Consider the following 14,094-nt stretch of genomic DNA (forward strand, 5'->3'; position numbering starts at 1 on the left):
GGGTCAAGCCCGAGGATGACGATGGGGGTGGGTGAGTGTTTGGTGATGGAGCCGAGAGCCTGACCCGAAGGGGCAAACGCTATGCGCGCGGGCAGAACCACATCCAATGGGTGCGCTTGTGGCCGGCGCGGCGTTCGGCGAGGGCGGTTTCGGAGATGGGGGCTTGGGCGGTGAGGAAGTGGTTCATGGGTCCTTTTTTGCAGGACCCGCACGGGAGGGGTGCGGGTCCTTAATTCAGGCTCAACGCCTTCTATTGGGACGCTGGGTGAGGGCGGAAGCAGCTGCCGTCTTCGCTGCCCTACTTGACCTCGGATTTCTGAGCACCCGAGAGGCCGCCGAAGCGGCCCTTGCGCTGGTTACTTCGCTATTTCGACTTCTAGCCATTTTCGATCCTGCTAACTAGTGTGGCATTCAGAGCTGCAAGTCGCGCACCCGTTTGAATCGGAATAAATGCGCTTCGCGGCCGCAACAGCTGTTGCGCAACCTGAATGGCTTCCGAGAGAAGTCACGCTGTTAGCCTGAGCCAACCAGAAACACCCCTCTTTATGGACTTCATGATCGCCACTGTCGTCTTGTGGCCTATCGTTGACATAGTATTGCGGCAAAGTTGCCTCCTTCGTTCGTATCGCTTGACTGCCGGAATCGGCCTGTGATTCACTGGAAGTGTTTCACAGGCTGGTACGATGCCCTGATTCCATCAGACTGTCCAGTCTGTGGCACACTAATATCAACTACCGGCACACATGGAGAGCTAATGCGCATAGATCAACTGGGCGCGCTCGTGGCAAGAAAGCGGGGCAGCATGGGAATCCGTGCGGCCGCGGCAGAAGTAGGTGTAAGTCCCACCACGCTTTCGCGTATCGAACGGGGACACGTCCCAGACGTTGGAACACTGCAAAAGGTCTGCGAATGGATCGAAGAAGATCCGGCCCAATTTACCGGCATCGGTGGATTGCAAATTGCCTTCAAGAAACAGCAGGCCGTATCTGCCGCAACGGCAAAGTCGCTCGCTGTTCTTATCGAACTTGCAAGCAAGCAGTTTGCCGAGAAGATTGATGCCGAAGGGCACGACAACTCGTGAAGCGCGGATTTAAGTCGCAATGCGAACGGCGGTCGGCAGAGGTGCGAAAATCCCTCGGTCTAGCGCCGCATATGCCCCTCAGCGCATTTGCGCTCGCCGAGCAGCAAAAAGTCACGATTTGGCGGGAAAGAGAAATTGCCGGTCTGTCCGCCGAACATCTAAATCAGCTGGCGGTTGTTGCAAATGATGAATGGCTCGCGCTTACACTTCGCCTGAAAGACAATTTCCTTGTCGTTTACAACTCGTCGCAATCCCCTGATCGCGTCAACAGCATGATTATGCATGAGCTTTCGCACATTATCCTCGGTCATGAACTAACGTCTGCAGGGTTGTCGGAAGAAGGGTATTTGATGCCCACGACGTATGACCAAGAACAGGAAGATGAGGCAAACTGGTTGGGAGGCACCCTGCTGCTGCCACGCCCGGCGCTATTGCATGTCAGATATCATGCTATGTCCGATAGTGAGATTAGCCAGAGGTATGGCGTAAGTAGCCATATGCTAAAGTGGCGCTTTCGAATGACAGGCGTAGACTATCAAATTTCTCACGCTAAGCGGCGCGCATAGGTCATATTTGCTAGCCTCCCCTAATGCGCCGCTTCCCAATTCTCCGCAGCCTTCGCATCCACCTGCAACGGCACTGACAGCCGCAGCGCCGGTTCCGCAGCCCCCTCCATCACCCGCTTGATGATCGGAATCGCCTGTTCGGCCTTGTCGGCGGGGGCCTCGAAAATCAATTCGTCGTGGACCTGCAAGAGCATATCGGCGGGAACGTTCTCTTCAGTTAAAATGCGTTCCATGCGGATCATGGCGCGGCGGATGATATCGGCGGCGCTCCCCTGAATTGGGGCGTTGATCGAGGCGCGTTCGATGAAGGCGCGTTCCGACGGGTTCTTGGTGTTGACGTTTTCGAACGGGATCTTGCGGCCGAAAATGGTCGACACGTACCCCTGGGCCTTCACGATGCGGCGCTGTTCGGCCATGTAATCCTGAATGCCGGGGAAGCGGGCGAAATAGGTTTTTATGTACTCCCCCGCTTCCGAGCGGGCGATGCCGAGTTGGTTGGCGAGGCCAAAGGCGGAAATGCCGTAGATGATGCCGAAATTAATCGCCTTGGCGCGGCGGCGGACCATGGGGTCCATGTCCTTGATGGGCACATTGAACATTTCGGACGCCGTCATGGCGTGAATGTCCAGACCTTCCTCGAAGGCATCCTTTAGCGCATCGATATCGGCGATGTGGGCGAGAACGCGCAGCTCGATCTGGGAATAATCGGCGGAAATCAAAAGATTGCCCGGCGCGGCGACGAAGGCTGTGCGGATCTTGCGGCCATCCTCGGTGCGGATGGGGATATTTTGCAGGTTCGGTTCGTTGGACGAGAGGCGCCCTGTGGCGACCGAGGCCTGATTGTAGGAGGTGTGGACGCGGTTGGTGCGCGCATTGATATAGGTGGGCAACGCGTCGGTGTAGGTCGAGCGCAGCTTGGTGACGCCGCGCCAATCGAGAATGGTCTGGGCCAGCGGCACCTCTTGGGCGGCCAGATCGTCGAGCACCGAGGCGCCGGTGGCCCAGGCGCCGGTCTTGGTTTTGGTGCCGCCTTCGAGCCCCATCTTGCCGAACAGGATATCGCCCAATTGCTTGGGGGAGCCGAGATTGAACTTTTCGCCGGCCAGAGCGTGGGCGGTTTCCTCTAACGCGGCGGCGCGCTGGGCGAAATCGCCCGACAGGCGCGACAGGATCTGGCGATCGACCGAAACGCCGCGCGCTTCCATGCGGGCGAGGACCGGGGTCAATGGGCGGTCGAGGGTTTCGTAAACGGTGGTGACGCCTTGGGCGACGAGGCGGGGTTTGAGAATATGCCAGAGGCGCAGGGTGATATCGGCGTCTTCGGCGGCGTATTTGGCGGCGGGCTCGATTTCGAGTTTGTCGAAAGTGAGCTGGTTCTTGCCGGTGCCAGCGAGGTCGGTGAATTTGAGGCAGGTGTGATCGAGCCAGCGCAGGGCGAGCGCATCCATGCCGTTGTTGCGGGCGCCATCGAGCGCGTAGCTCATCAGGAGCGTATCGTCGATGGGGGCCATGGTGATGGCATAGCGGGCAAAAATGCCCATGTCGTATTTGACGTTCTGGCCGATCTTGAGGATTGCCGGGTCTTGCAGCACCGGGCGCAGCATGTCGAGGGCGAGGCGCATATCCATCTGGCCCTCGGCGCGGCCGCCGCCGAACATGTCATCATTGCCGGTGGTGTGGCCGAGGGGGATATAGCACGCCTTGCCGGGGCGCGTGGAGAGGCAGATGCCGACCAGGTCGGCGGCCTGATTGTCGAGCCCGGTGGTTTCGGTATCGACGGCGACGTAGCCGGTGGCGATGATATCGGCGACCCAGGCGGCAAGGGCGGTTTCATCGCGGACGATCTCGTAATCGTCGAGATTGCAGGGGATGGCGCGGATGGCCTCCAGCACTTTTTCGGCGTGGGCGTCGGGGCCGGCCACGCCCGAGGCGGGGGCCGGGCCATCGGAGACATCGACGGCGCCGGGGATCGAGGCGCCCTTGACCGCCAGTTCGGGATCGGGCTCGAAATCGTCGGGGTCGACCTCGAGCAGCGCGGCGATGCGGCGGGTGATGGAGGTGAACTCCATGGCCTTCAGGAACGGGATCAGCGTTTTGGCCTCAAGCGGTTCACGGGCCAGGGCGTCGAAGGGGAGTTCGACCGGCGTGTTGCAATCGAGCGCGACGAGCTTTTTGGAAATGCGGGCCAGTTCGGCGTTTTCGATGATCGATTCGCGGCGCTTTTGCTGCTTGATCTCGGACGCACGGGCGAGAAGGGTTTCGACGTCGCCATATTCATTGATGAGCAGGGCGGCGGTCTTGATGCCGATGCCGGGAATGCCGGGGACGTTATCGACCGGATCGCCGCACAGGGCCTGTACGTCGACCACCTTGTCGGGGGTGACGCCGAATTTCTTGACGACCTCGTCCGGGCCGATCCAGCGCAGGGGCGGCTGGCCGGGACGGGCGATGGTGTCGAGCATGGTGACGTTGGGGCCGACAAGCTGCATCAGATCCTTGTCCGAGGAGACGATGGTGACCTTGCCACCGGCGTCGCGGAACTGGCAGGCGTAAGTTGCGATGATATCGTCGGCCTCGAAGCCTTCCTGTTCGATCGAGGGCAGGCAGAAGGCGCGGGTGGCGGCGCGGGTGAGCGGGAACTGGGGGATCAGGTCTTCGGGCGCTTCGGGGCGATGGGCCTTGTACTGATCGTAAAGATCGTTGCGGAAGCTCTTGCCGGAATAATCGAAGATCACCGCGAAATGGGTGGGCTCGTTTTCGCCCTTTAGATCCTCGGTGAGCTTATAGAGCATGTTGCAAAAGCCCGAGACGGCGCCGACCGGCAGGCCATCAGACTTGCGCGTCAAAGGCGGCAGCGCGTGATAGGCGCGGAAAATGAAGGACGAGCCGTCGACGAGGACGAGATGCATTTAGGGCTCCCCGGGGCGCGGTGACGCGCCTTTACGATTCTGGTTGGGCGGACTTTCGCGCGATTATGCCGAACGGGCAAGCTTCGTGGCGATCAGGGACGGCCGGCGGGGGAGCGGACGCCCATGAGCAGCGCCCAATAGGTGCCGTAGGTATTATACGTCGTGGCCGGGCCGCGCTCGATGGCGATGCCGAACTGGACGTAATCGGGGTTGACCATGGTCTTGTGGTGCGAGGGCGATTTGAGCCAGCCGTCGATGGTCGCGTCGAGATTGGGTGAGCCGCCGGCGAGGTTTTCCCCTGCCCCACCGCCAAAGCCCATGCGGCGCAGGCGGGTGTGAAGGGTCTGTTCGGGGGCGGCGGTGTGCGCCACGAGCGAATTTTCGGCCATCAGGCGGGCCTGCTCTTCGGCGACTTTTTGCAGGGTGGCGTTATGGGTGAGCAGGGGCAGGTCGCGCTCGGCCCGCATGGCGTTGAGCTTGAGGGTGGCTTCGGCAATCGAGACCGAGGACACAGGGGCGGCCCGCTCGGTGGTCATGATGACGGCGCCCGAGGAACAGGCGGCCAAAACGAATGCGGCGCCGCCGGATGCGGAAAGGGTGAGGAATCGGCGGCGGGTGACTTCAATCATTGGGGGACTTTAGCGAAACGGGCTCACTTTGGAAGCTGTTAAAGTGGCGCAGACATGAGCGGATATCCCCCTTGCGCTCGGCGGCCAATCTCCCTATAACGCGCCGTCTCCGGTTGGCCCAATGGGTCCGCCGCAGGTTTCTATTGTACGGACCGTCCGGCCAAAAGGCATGCCGTGGCGGTTCATGAAAGCGGAAGCCCGGACCATCAGGGCATCCATCAAGATCAAAAAGGACCCGCAAAATGCCCAAGATGAAGACCAAGTCTGGCGCCAAGAAGCGCTTCAAGGTGACTGCCACCGGCAAGGTCATGGCTGGCCCCGCCGGCAAGCGCCACCGCCTTATCAGCCACAACGCCAAGTACATCCGCTCCAATCGCGGCACCTCGGTCATGTCCGAGCCAGATGCCAGGATTGTCAAGAAGTACATGCCGTACGACCGCTAAGCGGCCGCCCGCTAGAGCGTTCACGTCAGATTTGAGGAATTGAGATATGTCCCGCGTTAAAAGAGGCGTTACCGCCCACGCCCGCCACAAGAAGGTGATCAAGGCCGCCAAAGGCTATTACGGTCGCCGGTCCACCAATTACCGCTCCGCCGTACAGGCCGTCGAGAAGGCCGGTCAGTACGCCTATCGCGACCGCAAGCAGAAAAAGCGCAATTTCCGCGCCCTGTGGATCCAGCGCATCAACGCCGCCGTGCGCAGCCATGGGTTGACCTATGGTCGATTTATCGACGGCCTCAGCAAGGCTGAGGTTGCTGTGGACCGCAAGGTCCTTGCCGATCTGGCAGTGCGCGAACCGGCCGCTTTCGAAGCGCTGGTTGTCAAGGCCAAGGAAGCCCTCGCCTATCTGGGCGACGTCGAAGCGACCACACACGAGCGCATTTCCGCCTAAAAGGCATCTGCGACTCCTCCAGCCTTTATGGATCGCGTTGTCGAACCGAAAAACCGGTTCCCACTTTCTGACAACGCTCCAGCCTGCTGAGGCCGAATTTGAAAGCCTTGCGCTGCCCCTTTTGGGGTGGCGCGAGGCTTTTTCGTTTGCTACCGCTTCGCCCGCGTAAAAAGTTTCCCATGTTAGAGAACATCATGTCCGACGAGATCGCCGACCTCAGCCAATCGATCCATGCCGCCATCGCCGAGGCGCAGGACGAAGCCGCGCTCGAAGTGGTGCGCGTTTCAAGCCTGGGCAAGAAGGGGTCGATCTCGGCGCTGCTTGCCACGCTGGGAAAAATGACCCCCGAGGACCGCAAGGAGAAGGGCCCCGCGATCAACGGGCTCAAAGCCGAAATCGGGGCTGCCATTGAGGCAAGGCGCGAGGCGCTGGCGGCGGCGGCGCTCGAGATGCGCCTCAAGACCGAAAAGCTCGACGTGACCTTGCCGCTGCGTCCGGCCCCCACCGCCATCGGACGCGTCCACCCGGTGAGCCAGGTGATCGACGAGATCACCGCGATCTTTTCGGACATGGGGTTTGCGATCGCCGAAGGGCCGGACGTCGAAACCGATTACTATAATTTCACCGCGCTCAATTTTCCCGAGGGCCATCCGGCGCGCGAAATGCACGATACGTTCTTTTTCGAGCCCGATGCCGAGGGCAACCGCAAGCTTTTGCGTACCCACACCTCGCCGGTGCAGGTGCGCACCATGGAACAGAGCGAGCCCCCGATCCGCATCGTCATTCCCGGCCGCACCTATCGCAACGACTCCGACCAGACCCACACGCCGATGTTTCATCAGGTCGAGGGGCTGGTCATCGACAAGCAGAGCCATATCGGGCAGCTGCGCTGGGTACTCGAAGAATTCCTCAAGGCGTTTTTTGAGGTCGAGAGCGTTACGACCCGGTTTCGCCCGAGCTTTTTCCCCTTTACCGAGCCGTCCATGGAAGTGGACGTGCAATGCGACCGCTCGGGCAACGAGGTGAAAATCGGGCAGGGCAATGACTGGCTGGAAATTTTAGGCTGCGGCATGGTGCATCCCAATGTGATCGAAGCCGGTGGGCTGGACCCCGATGTCTATCAGGGCTTTGCCTGGGGTATGGGAATCGACCGGCTCGCCATGCTCAAATACGGCATGGCCGATCTGCGCGCGTTCTTTGACGCCGACAAGCGCTGGATCGACCATTACGGGTTTCGGCCGCTCGATCTGCCGACGCTGTTCGGTGGATTGTCGAGCTGAGTTTTTGAGCAGGATTTTAAGGTAGAAGACAAATGAAGTTCACGCTGTCCTGGCTCAAGGATCACCTCGAGACCACCGCTCCCAATGCCGAAATCATCGACACGCTGACCATGGTGGGTCTCGAAGTCGAGGAGGTGACCGATACCGGCGCGGCGCTGAGAAGCTTTGTGACGGCCCATGTGGTCTCGGCCGAGCAGCACCCCAATGCCGACAAGCTGCGGGTGTGCAAGGTGGATGCGGGAACCGGCGAGTTGATCGACGTTGTGTGCGGGGCGCCCAATGCCCGTACGGGGATGAAATCGGTCTTTGCCTTTGCGGGCACCTATATCCCCGGCAAGGACATCACCATTGGCAAGGGCAATATCCGCGGACAGGTGTCCAACGGCATGCTGTGCTCGAATGCCGAGCTGGAACTGTCCGACGATCATGACGGGATCATCGAGTTGCCCGAGGACGCGCCGATTGGCGTGCCCTACCCCGATTATGCGGGGATCAACGAGGTGGTCATCGATATCGGGCTGACCCCGAACCGGGGCGACTGCGCCGGAGTGCGCGGCATTGCACGCGACCTGGCGGCAGCGGGTGTGGGCGATTTCAAGGATCCCGCCATCAAGCCAATTCCGGCAAGCGCTGGGGCATCGCCCATTGCGGTGAGCGTGGATGGCGACATCTGCAAGATGTTTGCCGGCCGCCTGATCCGAAACGTTACAAACGGCCCTTCCCCGCAATGGATGCAGGAGCGGCTGCGCGCCGTGGGACTGCGTCCCATCAACGCACTTGTCGATATCACCAATTACGTTTCGCTCGACCGGGCGCGCCCCCTGCATGTCTATGACGCCGACAAGCTGACAGGCAACATCGGCGCGCGCATGGGCCGGACCGGAGAAAGCTTTGAAGCGCTCGATGGCAAGACCTATGCCGTTGACGAAACCATGTGCGTGATCGCCGACGACCAGAAGGTTCTCGGGCTTGGTGGCATCATCGGCGGCGAAGAGAGCGGCTCGAGCGAACAGACCACCAATGTGTTCATTGAATGCGCCTGGTTCGAGCCGACGGCAATTGCCGCTACCGGCCGCAAGACCGGAATCAATTCGGACGCGCGCTACCGGTTCGAGCGCACCGTGGACCCCGAAAGCGTCATGCCGGGAATCGAGCTGGCCACACGGCTGGTTATGGAATTGTGCGGCGGCGAACCCGCCGAAACGGTGATTGGAGGGCATGTGGGTTCGCCCGAGACGGTGATCGATTTCCCGTTGAGCGAAATCGAGCGCCTGACCGGGCTCAAAGTGCCGTTCGGCGAGGTCAAGGCCATCCTGACCCGGCTGGGATTCTGGGTTTCGGGATCGGGTGATATCGTCAAGGTGGCGGTGCCTTCCTGGCGCCCCGATGTCACCATGAAGGCCGATCTGGTCGAGGAAGTGATGCGCATTGTCGGTGTTGACCGCGTGCCGGTCGAGCCGCTGCCGCGGCTTTCGGGCGTGGCCCCGAAAATGCTGACCCCAATCCAGAACCGGCGCCGTATCGTGCGGCGGGCGCTGGCGGCGCGTGGCATGGACGAGGCCATGACATGGTCGTTCATTTCCACCGACCTCGCCGAGGCGTTTGGCGGGGGCTCCCCCCAGTTGCGACTGGCCAATGCCATTGCTTCGGACATGACCGACATGCGGCCCTCGCTGTTGCCGGGCCTGCTGTCGGGCGCGGCGCGCAACGGCAATCGCGGGTTCGACGATGTGGCGCTCTATGAAGTGGGGCAGGTGTTTTTCTCCGATGCGCCCGAGGGCCAGCGCACCCACGCCACCGGCATCAGGACCGGCACCTCCCGGTTTACCGGGGCCGGACGGCACTGGCAGGGCCGTGCCGAAAAGGTCGGGGTTTACGACGCCAAGGCCGATATCGGCGCGGCGCTCGATGCTCTGGGTGTCGATATCGACAAGGTACAGGTGGTGGCCGAGCCGGCGTCCTGGAGCCATCCGGGGCGGGGCGGGCGCATCCAGCTCGGACCCAAGCTGATCCTTGGCTGGTTTGGGGAACTGCATCCGTCCATGGCGGAAAAGTTCGACCTCGATGGACCGGTCGCGGCCTTCGAGATCGATCTCGATGCGCTGCCCGAGCCGCGGAAAAAGGCGACCAGGGCCAAGCCGGCGCTGGCGCTTTCCACGCTGCAGCCGGTCAGGCGCGATTTCGCCTTTGTCGTGGAAACAGACGTCGAGGCCGCCAATATCCTGCGGGCCGCGAAGGGTGCCGACAAGACCCTCGTTACCGAGGTGACGATTTTCGACGTTTTCTCCGGCGCGCATGTAGGCGAAGGCAACAAATCGGTGGCTATCGAGGTTACCTTGCAGCCAAAGGACAAAACGCTGACCGACGAGGAGATCGAAGCGGTGTCGGGAAAGATCGTGGCAGCTGTGGAAAAGGCGACTGGGGGCATGTTGCGTGGATAATGTGGCCCTCCGCCGGGCCGGAGCGCAGATTGCCCGCGTGCAACTGAGCTTTGCCGCGCTGTCTGCGGACAATCCCGTAAAGCGTTTGCCGCGTTCGCCCCGGCGGCCGCGGCCGGCCGCCTTCTGGACGGCGTTCGAAGACCGGGCGCTCTATTATGATGCGTTCCGGGCGGAGAACGGCAGAGATGTGCTATTGGTCGGGCCTACACCGCTCAACCTGCGCGCGGGCCTTGAAGCGGCCCGCTACAGCGCTCTTCCTTCAGGGGCGGCGCTTGGGGCCGAGTTGTTCCTTTCACGCTCGACAATGCTGACCCGGCTGGCCGATGTGCCGGACGATGCCAGTGCGGTGCGGGTCGAAGCCTTCGGGGAAATATTCGATCTGGCCATCCAGCCCAATTTTTCCGCTTCGCTTTCCGGCGCGCGTATTCTGTTTACGATCAACAAGAACAACCGGCTCGAATGGGTTGCCGACTGGGCAAACTGGCATGCGAGCCTGCACGGCACCGATACGGTGATCCTGTTCGATAATGGGTCGACCGAATACACGATCGATAAGCTCGAAGCCACGCTGGCCGCAGTCGAAGGGCTCAAGACCGTGATCGTTATAGATGTACCGCACAAGTTCGGACCCATCGATACCTCGGTATTGGTCACCAAGTTCTATCCGCGCTTTTTGCAGATATCGATGACCAATCTGGCCCTGCGCCGGTTCGGAATGCGAGCCGAAGGCTTGCTCGATTGCGATATCGACGAGTTGGCCTGGGCCGGTGGACAATCGGTTTATGAGCGGGCCGAGCTCAGCGCTCTGGGTGTTGTGCGCATGCGCGGACGGTGGATCGAATCGGCACGCGCTCCTGACGCCCCGGCCCGCCATCACGCATTCCGCCACCGGCTCGCCGATTTCCGCCACCGCCTTTCCCCCTCCAAATGGGTTTTGGACCCGCGGCGCGAATGGGTTCGATCGCTCGAGGTTCATCCTTATCTTCACCGCATTCACGGCGCCCCCCCGGCGGCCCGAAAGCACGACGACAAGACGGTCTTTTTTCATTTCAGGGGGATCAATACCAATTGGAAAGAAGAGCGGACAGGGGACGGAAAACGGGTCGGGCGCATGAGAACCGATGATAGGCTTGCGGCTGCCTTTGCAGCTTTTGCCAGGCAAACCAACGGGAACTGAGCAAGCAGATGTTTGAAGCGATACGTGGGACGCTTTTGGTATCAGGGTTGGTATTTCCCGGAATTGCCGCCTATACGGCAGTGTATCTGACTCTGGCAACGATGCTGGCCATGGCGCCTTGCGTCCGAAGCGGCCACCTACAATCTCCCGTCGCGCTGGCCGTATTCGCGGCATTCGGCGGGCTCGTGCTTTCCATCCTGCTCAATGGCGCCAGTGCGGGGAACTGGACGACCCTTGCGATGGCGCTTCCTTTTATCGCCGTGCCCATGACGGGTGCAGGGCTTGCAAGCGTCACACCGCGCCAGTTCGCGACGTTCTGTCTTTTGGGTGCATCGGCCGCGTTGGCCGTTGGCCTCATAGACATCTTCGCATTGGACCTTAGCCGGGCCGGGGGAGAAAACAACCCAATCCATTATGCTAGCCTGGCTGGCATGCTGGGCATGGTGAGCCTTATTGGCGCGGTGGGGCAAACCGACCGGCTGCGCTACGTCTTTCTTCTCGGGCCGGTCGCTGCTTTTGCCACGGCGCTGCTTTCGGGCTCACGCGGGCCGTTGCTGGCAGATGGGGTTATGTTTGTCATTGCGTTCGGCGTTTTCTGGCGGGACCGGCGTTTTATTCTGGCGCTCTTGATCTTTCCCTTGGTCGGGCTCGCCGCAATCGTGCTTTCGGGCGCGGGGCAACGGGCACTGCTTTTGTTCAGCGGCATTCTGTCTGAAAGGACCATGCAATCGGACGGCAACAGGCTGATGATGTATCAGGCGGCCGGCCATATGTTCACGACCTCGCCATTTTGGGGGCATGGGTTCGAAAATTTCATGGAGATCGCTGGCGCGCTTTATCCCCCCATCGCACGCTATGATAATCTGCATTCCGATATTTCCAACCTCGTAGCAGTTGGGGGCATGCTGGGCGGTATCGCCTATATCGGCCTAGTCGGTGCGCCACTTTTTGCGCTGATCAACCCGTTGGCGCGGCAGAACCGACCGCTGATTGCGCTGGCATTGATGGTTTCCGTGGGCAACGGCGTTCTGGGGCTGACCAATGCAATTATCGGATTGTTGCCGCAAATGACGCTGATGGTGCTGATGACCGGATACGTGCTCGCGCTCGAGCGCCGTGCGATCACCGTTTCCGACAAGCGCTGAAAGACCTAGGAACACTCGGTGAGCCATCCCATCAAAATCCTCGCGATCTATAAATTCGTCGATCAGCCGGACTTTGAATCCCTCAAGGCACCGCTGGCGGAGTTTTGTTGTGGGCGGGGGATCAGGGGGACGTTGCTTGTGGCGCCCGAGGGGATCAATGGGACCGTGGCAGGGACGCCCGGGGCGATCGATGAGCTGGTGGGGTGGCTGAGTGACGGCAATGTTTTCGGAGGGCGGTTTCGGGGGGCCGAGATCAAATATTCATTCGCCGACAGCCAGCCCTTCTATCGCATGAAGGTGCGGCTGAAGCCGGAGATCGTGACGCTTCGGGCCCCCGAGGCCAATCCGGGGCGGCAGGTGGGGACCTATGTCGATCCTGAGGACTGGAACGATCTGATCGACCAGGACGATGTGGTGGTCATCGACACGCGCAATGATTACGAAGTGGCGCTGGGGACATTCCGGAAGGCGCAAGACCCGCATACATCGAGTTTTACCGAGTTCAAGGACTACGTCGCGTCCGAGCTGGACCCGCAAAAGCACAAGAAAGTCGCCATGTTCTGCACCGGAGGCATACGGTGCGAGAAAGCCTCGTCTTACATGCTGGCGCAAGGGTTTGAGGAGGTGTTTCACCTCAAGGGCGGCATCCTCAATTATCTCGAGAAGGTGCCCCAGGACAAAAGCCTTTGGGATGGGGAGTGCTTCGTTTTCGACGAGCGGGTGTCTGTGCGCCATGGGCTGGAAATCGGCGACGCGCAATTGTGCAGAGCCTGCCGGCAGCCCTTGACTCCGGCCGACCGGGAGCGCGAAGCGTTCATCGAAGGGGTGCAGTGCCACCATTGCGCCGGTGAGGAGAATGCTTCCAAGCGTGCGGCTGCGGCCGAGCGGCAAAGACAGATCGAGTTGGCTGCGGCGCGCGGGGAGGCCCATATCGGCGCAGACGTCAGAAAGGCCGCAGAGGAACGGCGGCTGGCCAACACGGCGCGGCGCGAGGCGGATCGGGCCCGAAACCGAAAGGGATAGAGATGGCGGTCAAACGGATCGTTGCCAATATCGAAGGCTCGCCTGAAAAGGCCGCGCGGTTCTATGGCGAGCTGCTCGGGCTGGACATTGTGATGGACATGGGCTGGATCCGCACCTATGGCGCCGATGGGCAGATGTCGGTTCAGATGAGCATCATGTCGGAGGGCGGGTCGGGCACGCCGGTGCCCGACATATCCATCGAAGTCGACGATGTCGATGCGGTGCTGGAAAAAGCACGGGCCATGGGCATTGGCATCGAATACGGCCCGGCGGATGAGCCCTGGGGCGTGCGGCGCTTTTACGTGCGCGATCCGTTCGGCAAGCTCATCAACATTCTTTCACACGTTCAGTAGCCACGCGGCGGGGCGGGGTCGTCGTTGAGGATCAGGTACATATTGACCTGATCGAGCCAGCGGCCGTGTTTGAAGCCCGATTGGGGCAGAACGCCGAGCATCTCAAAACCGTGCCGGACGTGAAAACGGATCGAGCTTTCGTTTTTTGAATCGATCACGCCGACCATGAGGTGAAAGCCCTTGGCTTTGGCGTCATCGATCAGCGCTGCCATCAATGCCGAGCCTACGCCCCTGCCCTGCGCCTCGTCGCGCAGATAGATCGAGTGTTCGACGGTCTTTCTGTAGCCCGAACGCGAACGATAGGTGCCGTAGCTGCCGTGACCGAGAACATGACCGTCCTCTTCGGCGACAAGAACGGTAAAGCCATTGGCGTTGCGTTCATCGAGCCACGCCTTGCGATCGGCCAGGGTTTCCTCGGCCTCGCTCCAGATGGCATCGAGCCTGCGGATGGCGTCATTGTGGATATCGAGGATCTGGGGCAGATCGCTGTCGGTGGCGGGGCGAATATTCATTGCAAGGATTGCACCTGTTCAAATCGGAATGACTGATGATAAAGTGATATGTTACAGAAGTATCAATTCGATCAATAGAAATTCCTT

The 14,094-nt window shown here is 60.8% G+C and carries 14 protein-coding genes; 10 read left to right on the forward strand and 4 right to left on the reverse strand.

The features are described from left to right. Nucleotides 1-79: 79 nt before the first annotated feature. Nucleotides 80-187: a DUF1810 family protein gene (locus V6617_RS17065; protein ID WP_338608118.1), complete on the reverse strand. Its 108-nt coding sequence runs from the start codon at nucleotides 185-187 to the stop codon at nucleotides 80-82. Nucleotides 188-754: 567 nt separating this feature from the next. On the opposite strand from V6617_RS17065, the gene V6617_RS17070 reads away from it, so the two are divergent. Beyond that, nucleotides 755-1,081 (forward strand): helix-turn-helix transcriptional regulator, encoded by a 327-nt coding sequence (locus V6617_RS17070; RefSeq protein ID WP_338608119.1) that lies wholly within the window; start codon nucleotides 755-757, stop codon nucleotides 1,079-1,081. 71 nt (nucleotides 1,082-1,152) lie between these two features. Beyond that, nucleotides 1,153-1,647, forward strand: a complete 495-nt coding sequence (locus V6617_RS17075) for an ImmA/IrrE family metallo-endopeptidase (RefSeq protein ID WP_338608120.1) — start codon at nucleotides 1,153-1,155, stop codon at nucleotides 1,645-1,647. 20 nt (nucleotides 1,648-1,667) lie between these two features. Here V6617_RS17075 and polA read toward each other — a convergent pair whose 3' ends face one another. Together polA and V6617_RS17085 are read right to left on the reverse strand one after the other, a co-directional pair. Beyond that, nucleotides 1,668-4,556 (reverse strand): DNA polymerase I, encoded by a 2,889-nt coding sequence (polA, locus tag V6617_RS17080; RefSeq protein WP_338608121.1) that lies wholly within the window; start codon nucleotides 4,554-4,556, stop codon nucleotides 1,668-1,670. A 92-nt stretch (nucleotides 4,557-4,648) separates the two neighbouring features. Then, on the reverse strand, nucleotides 4,649-5,185 hold the full coding sequence (locus tag V6617_RS17085; RefSeq protein WP_338608122.1) for a CAP domain-containing protein: 537 nt from the start codon (nucleotides 5,183-5,185) through the stop codon (nucleotides 4,649-4,651). Nucleotides 5,186-5,427: 242 nt separating this feature from the next. Here V6617_RS17085 and rpmI point away from each other — a divergent pair, with 242 nt between their 5' ends. From rpmI to V6617_RS17125, 8 genes are all read left to right on the forward strand, one after another. Beyond that, on the forward strand, nucleotides 5,428-5,628 hold the full coding sequence (gene rpmI, locus V6617_RS17090; protein ID WP_338608123.1) for a 50S ribosomal protein L35: 201 nt from the start codon (nucleotides 5,428-5,430) through the stop codon (nucleotides 5,626-5,628). A 46-nt stretch (nucleotides 5,629-5,674) separates the two neighbouring features. Further along, nucleotides 5,675-6,076, forward strand: coding sequence for a 50S ribosomal protein L20 (rplT, locus tag V6617_RS17095; RefSeq protein ID WP_338608124.1), 402 nt, complete (start codon nucleotides 5,675-5,677; stop codon nucleotides 6,074-6,076). A 194-nt stretch (nucleotides 6,077-6,270) separates the two neighbouring features. Beyond that, nucleotides 6,271-7,356, forward strand: coding sequence for a phenylalanine--tRNA ligase subunit alpha (gene pheS, locus V6617_RS17100; protein ID WP_338608125.1), 1,086 nt, complete (start codon nucleotides 6,271-6,273; stop codon nucleotides 7,354-7,356). A gap of 32 nt (nucleotides 7,357-7,388) precedes the next feature. Next, complete coding sequence (pheT, locus tag V6617_RS17105) at nucleotides 7,389-9,797, forward strand: phenylalanine--tRNA ligase subunit beta (RefSeq protein WP_338608126.1); 2,409 nt, start codon at nucleotides 7,389-7,391, stop codon at nucleotides 9,795-9,797. Continuing rightward, complete coding sequence (locus V6617_RS17110) at nucleotides 9,790-10,974, forward strand: hypothetical protein (RefSeq protein WP_338608127.1); 1,185 nt, start codon at nucleotides 9,790-9,792, stop codon at nucleotides 10,972-10,974. The genes pheT and V6617_RS17110 overlap by 8 nt, the downstream gene beginning before the upstream one ends. An 8-nt stretch (nucleotides 10,975-10,982) precedes the next feature. Further along, nucleotides 10,983-12,119 (forward strand): O-antigen ligase family protein, encoded by a 1,137-nt coding sequence (locus V6617_RS17115; protein WP_338608128.1) that lies wholly within the window; start codon nucleotides 10,983-10,985, stop codon nucleotides 12,117-12,119. An 18-nt stretch (nucleotides 12,120-12,137) separates the two neighbouring features. Then, nucleotides 12,138-13,142, forward strand: a complete 1,005-nt coding sequence (locus tag V6617_RS17120) for a rhodanese-related sulfurtransferase (RefSeq protein WP_338608129.1) — start codon at nucleotides 12,138-12,140, stop codon at nucleotides 13,140-13,142. A 2-nt stretch (nucleotides 13,143-13,144) separates the two neighbouring features. Beyond that, nucleotides 13,145-13,495, forward strand: coding sequence for a VOC family protein (locus V6617_RS17125; RefSeq protein ID WP_338608130.1), 351 nt, complete (start codon nucleotides 13,145-13,147; stop codon nucleotides 13,493-13,495). On the opposite strand, the gene V6617_RS17130 is transcribed toward V6617_RS17125, so the two are convergent. Then, nucleotides 13,489-14,007 (reverse strand): N-acetyltransferase family protein, encoded by a 519-nt coding sequence (locus tag V6617_RS17130; RefSeq protein WP_338608131.1) that lies wholly within the window; start codon nucleotides 14,005-14,007, stop codon nucleotides 13,489-13,491. The two genes, V6617_RS17125 and V6617_RS17130, sit on opposite strands and share 7 nt — an antisense overlap. Nucleotides 14,008-14,094: the final 87 nt, after the last annotated feature.

It is taken from the genome of Pelagibacterium nitratireducens, assembly GCF_037044555.1.
GTDB classification, from domain to species: Bacteria; Pseudomonadota; Alphaproteobacteria; order Rhizobiales; family Devosiaceae; genus Pelagibacterium; species Pelagibacterium nitratireducens.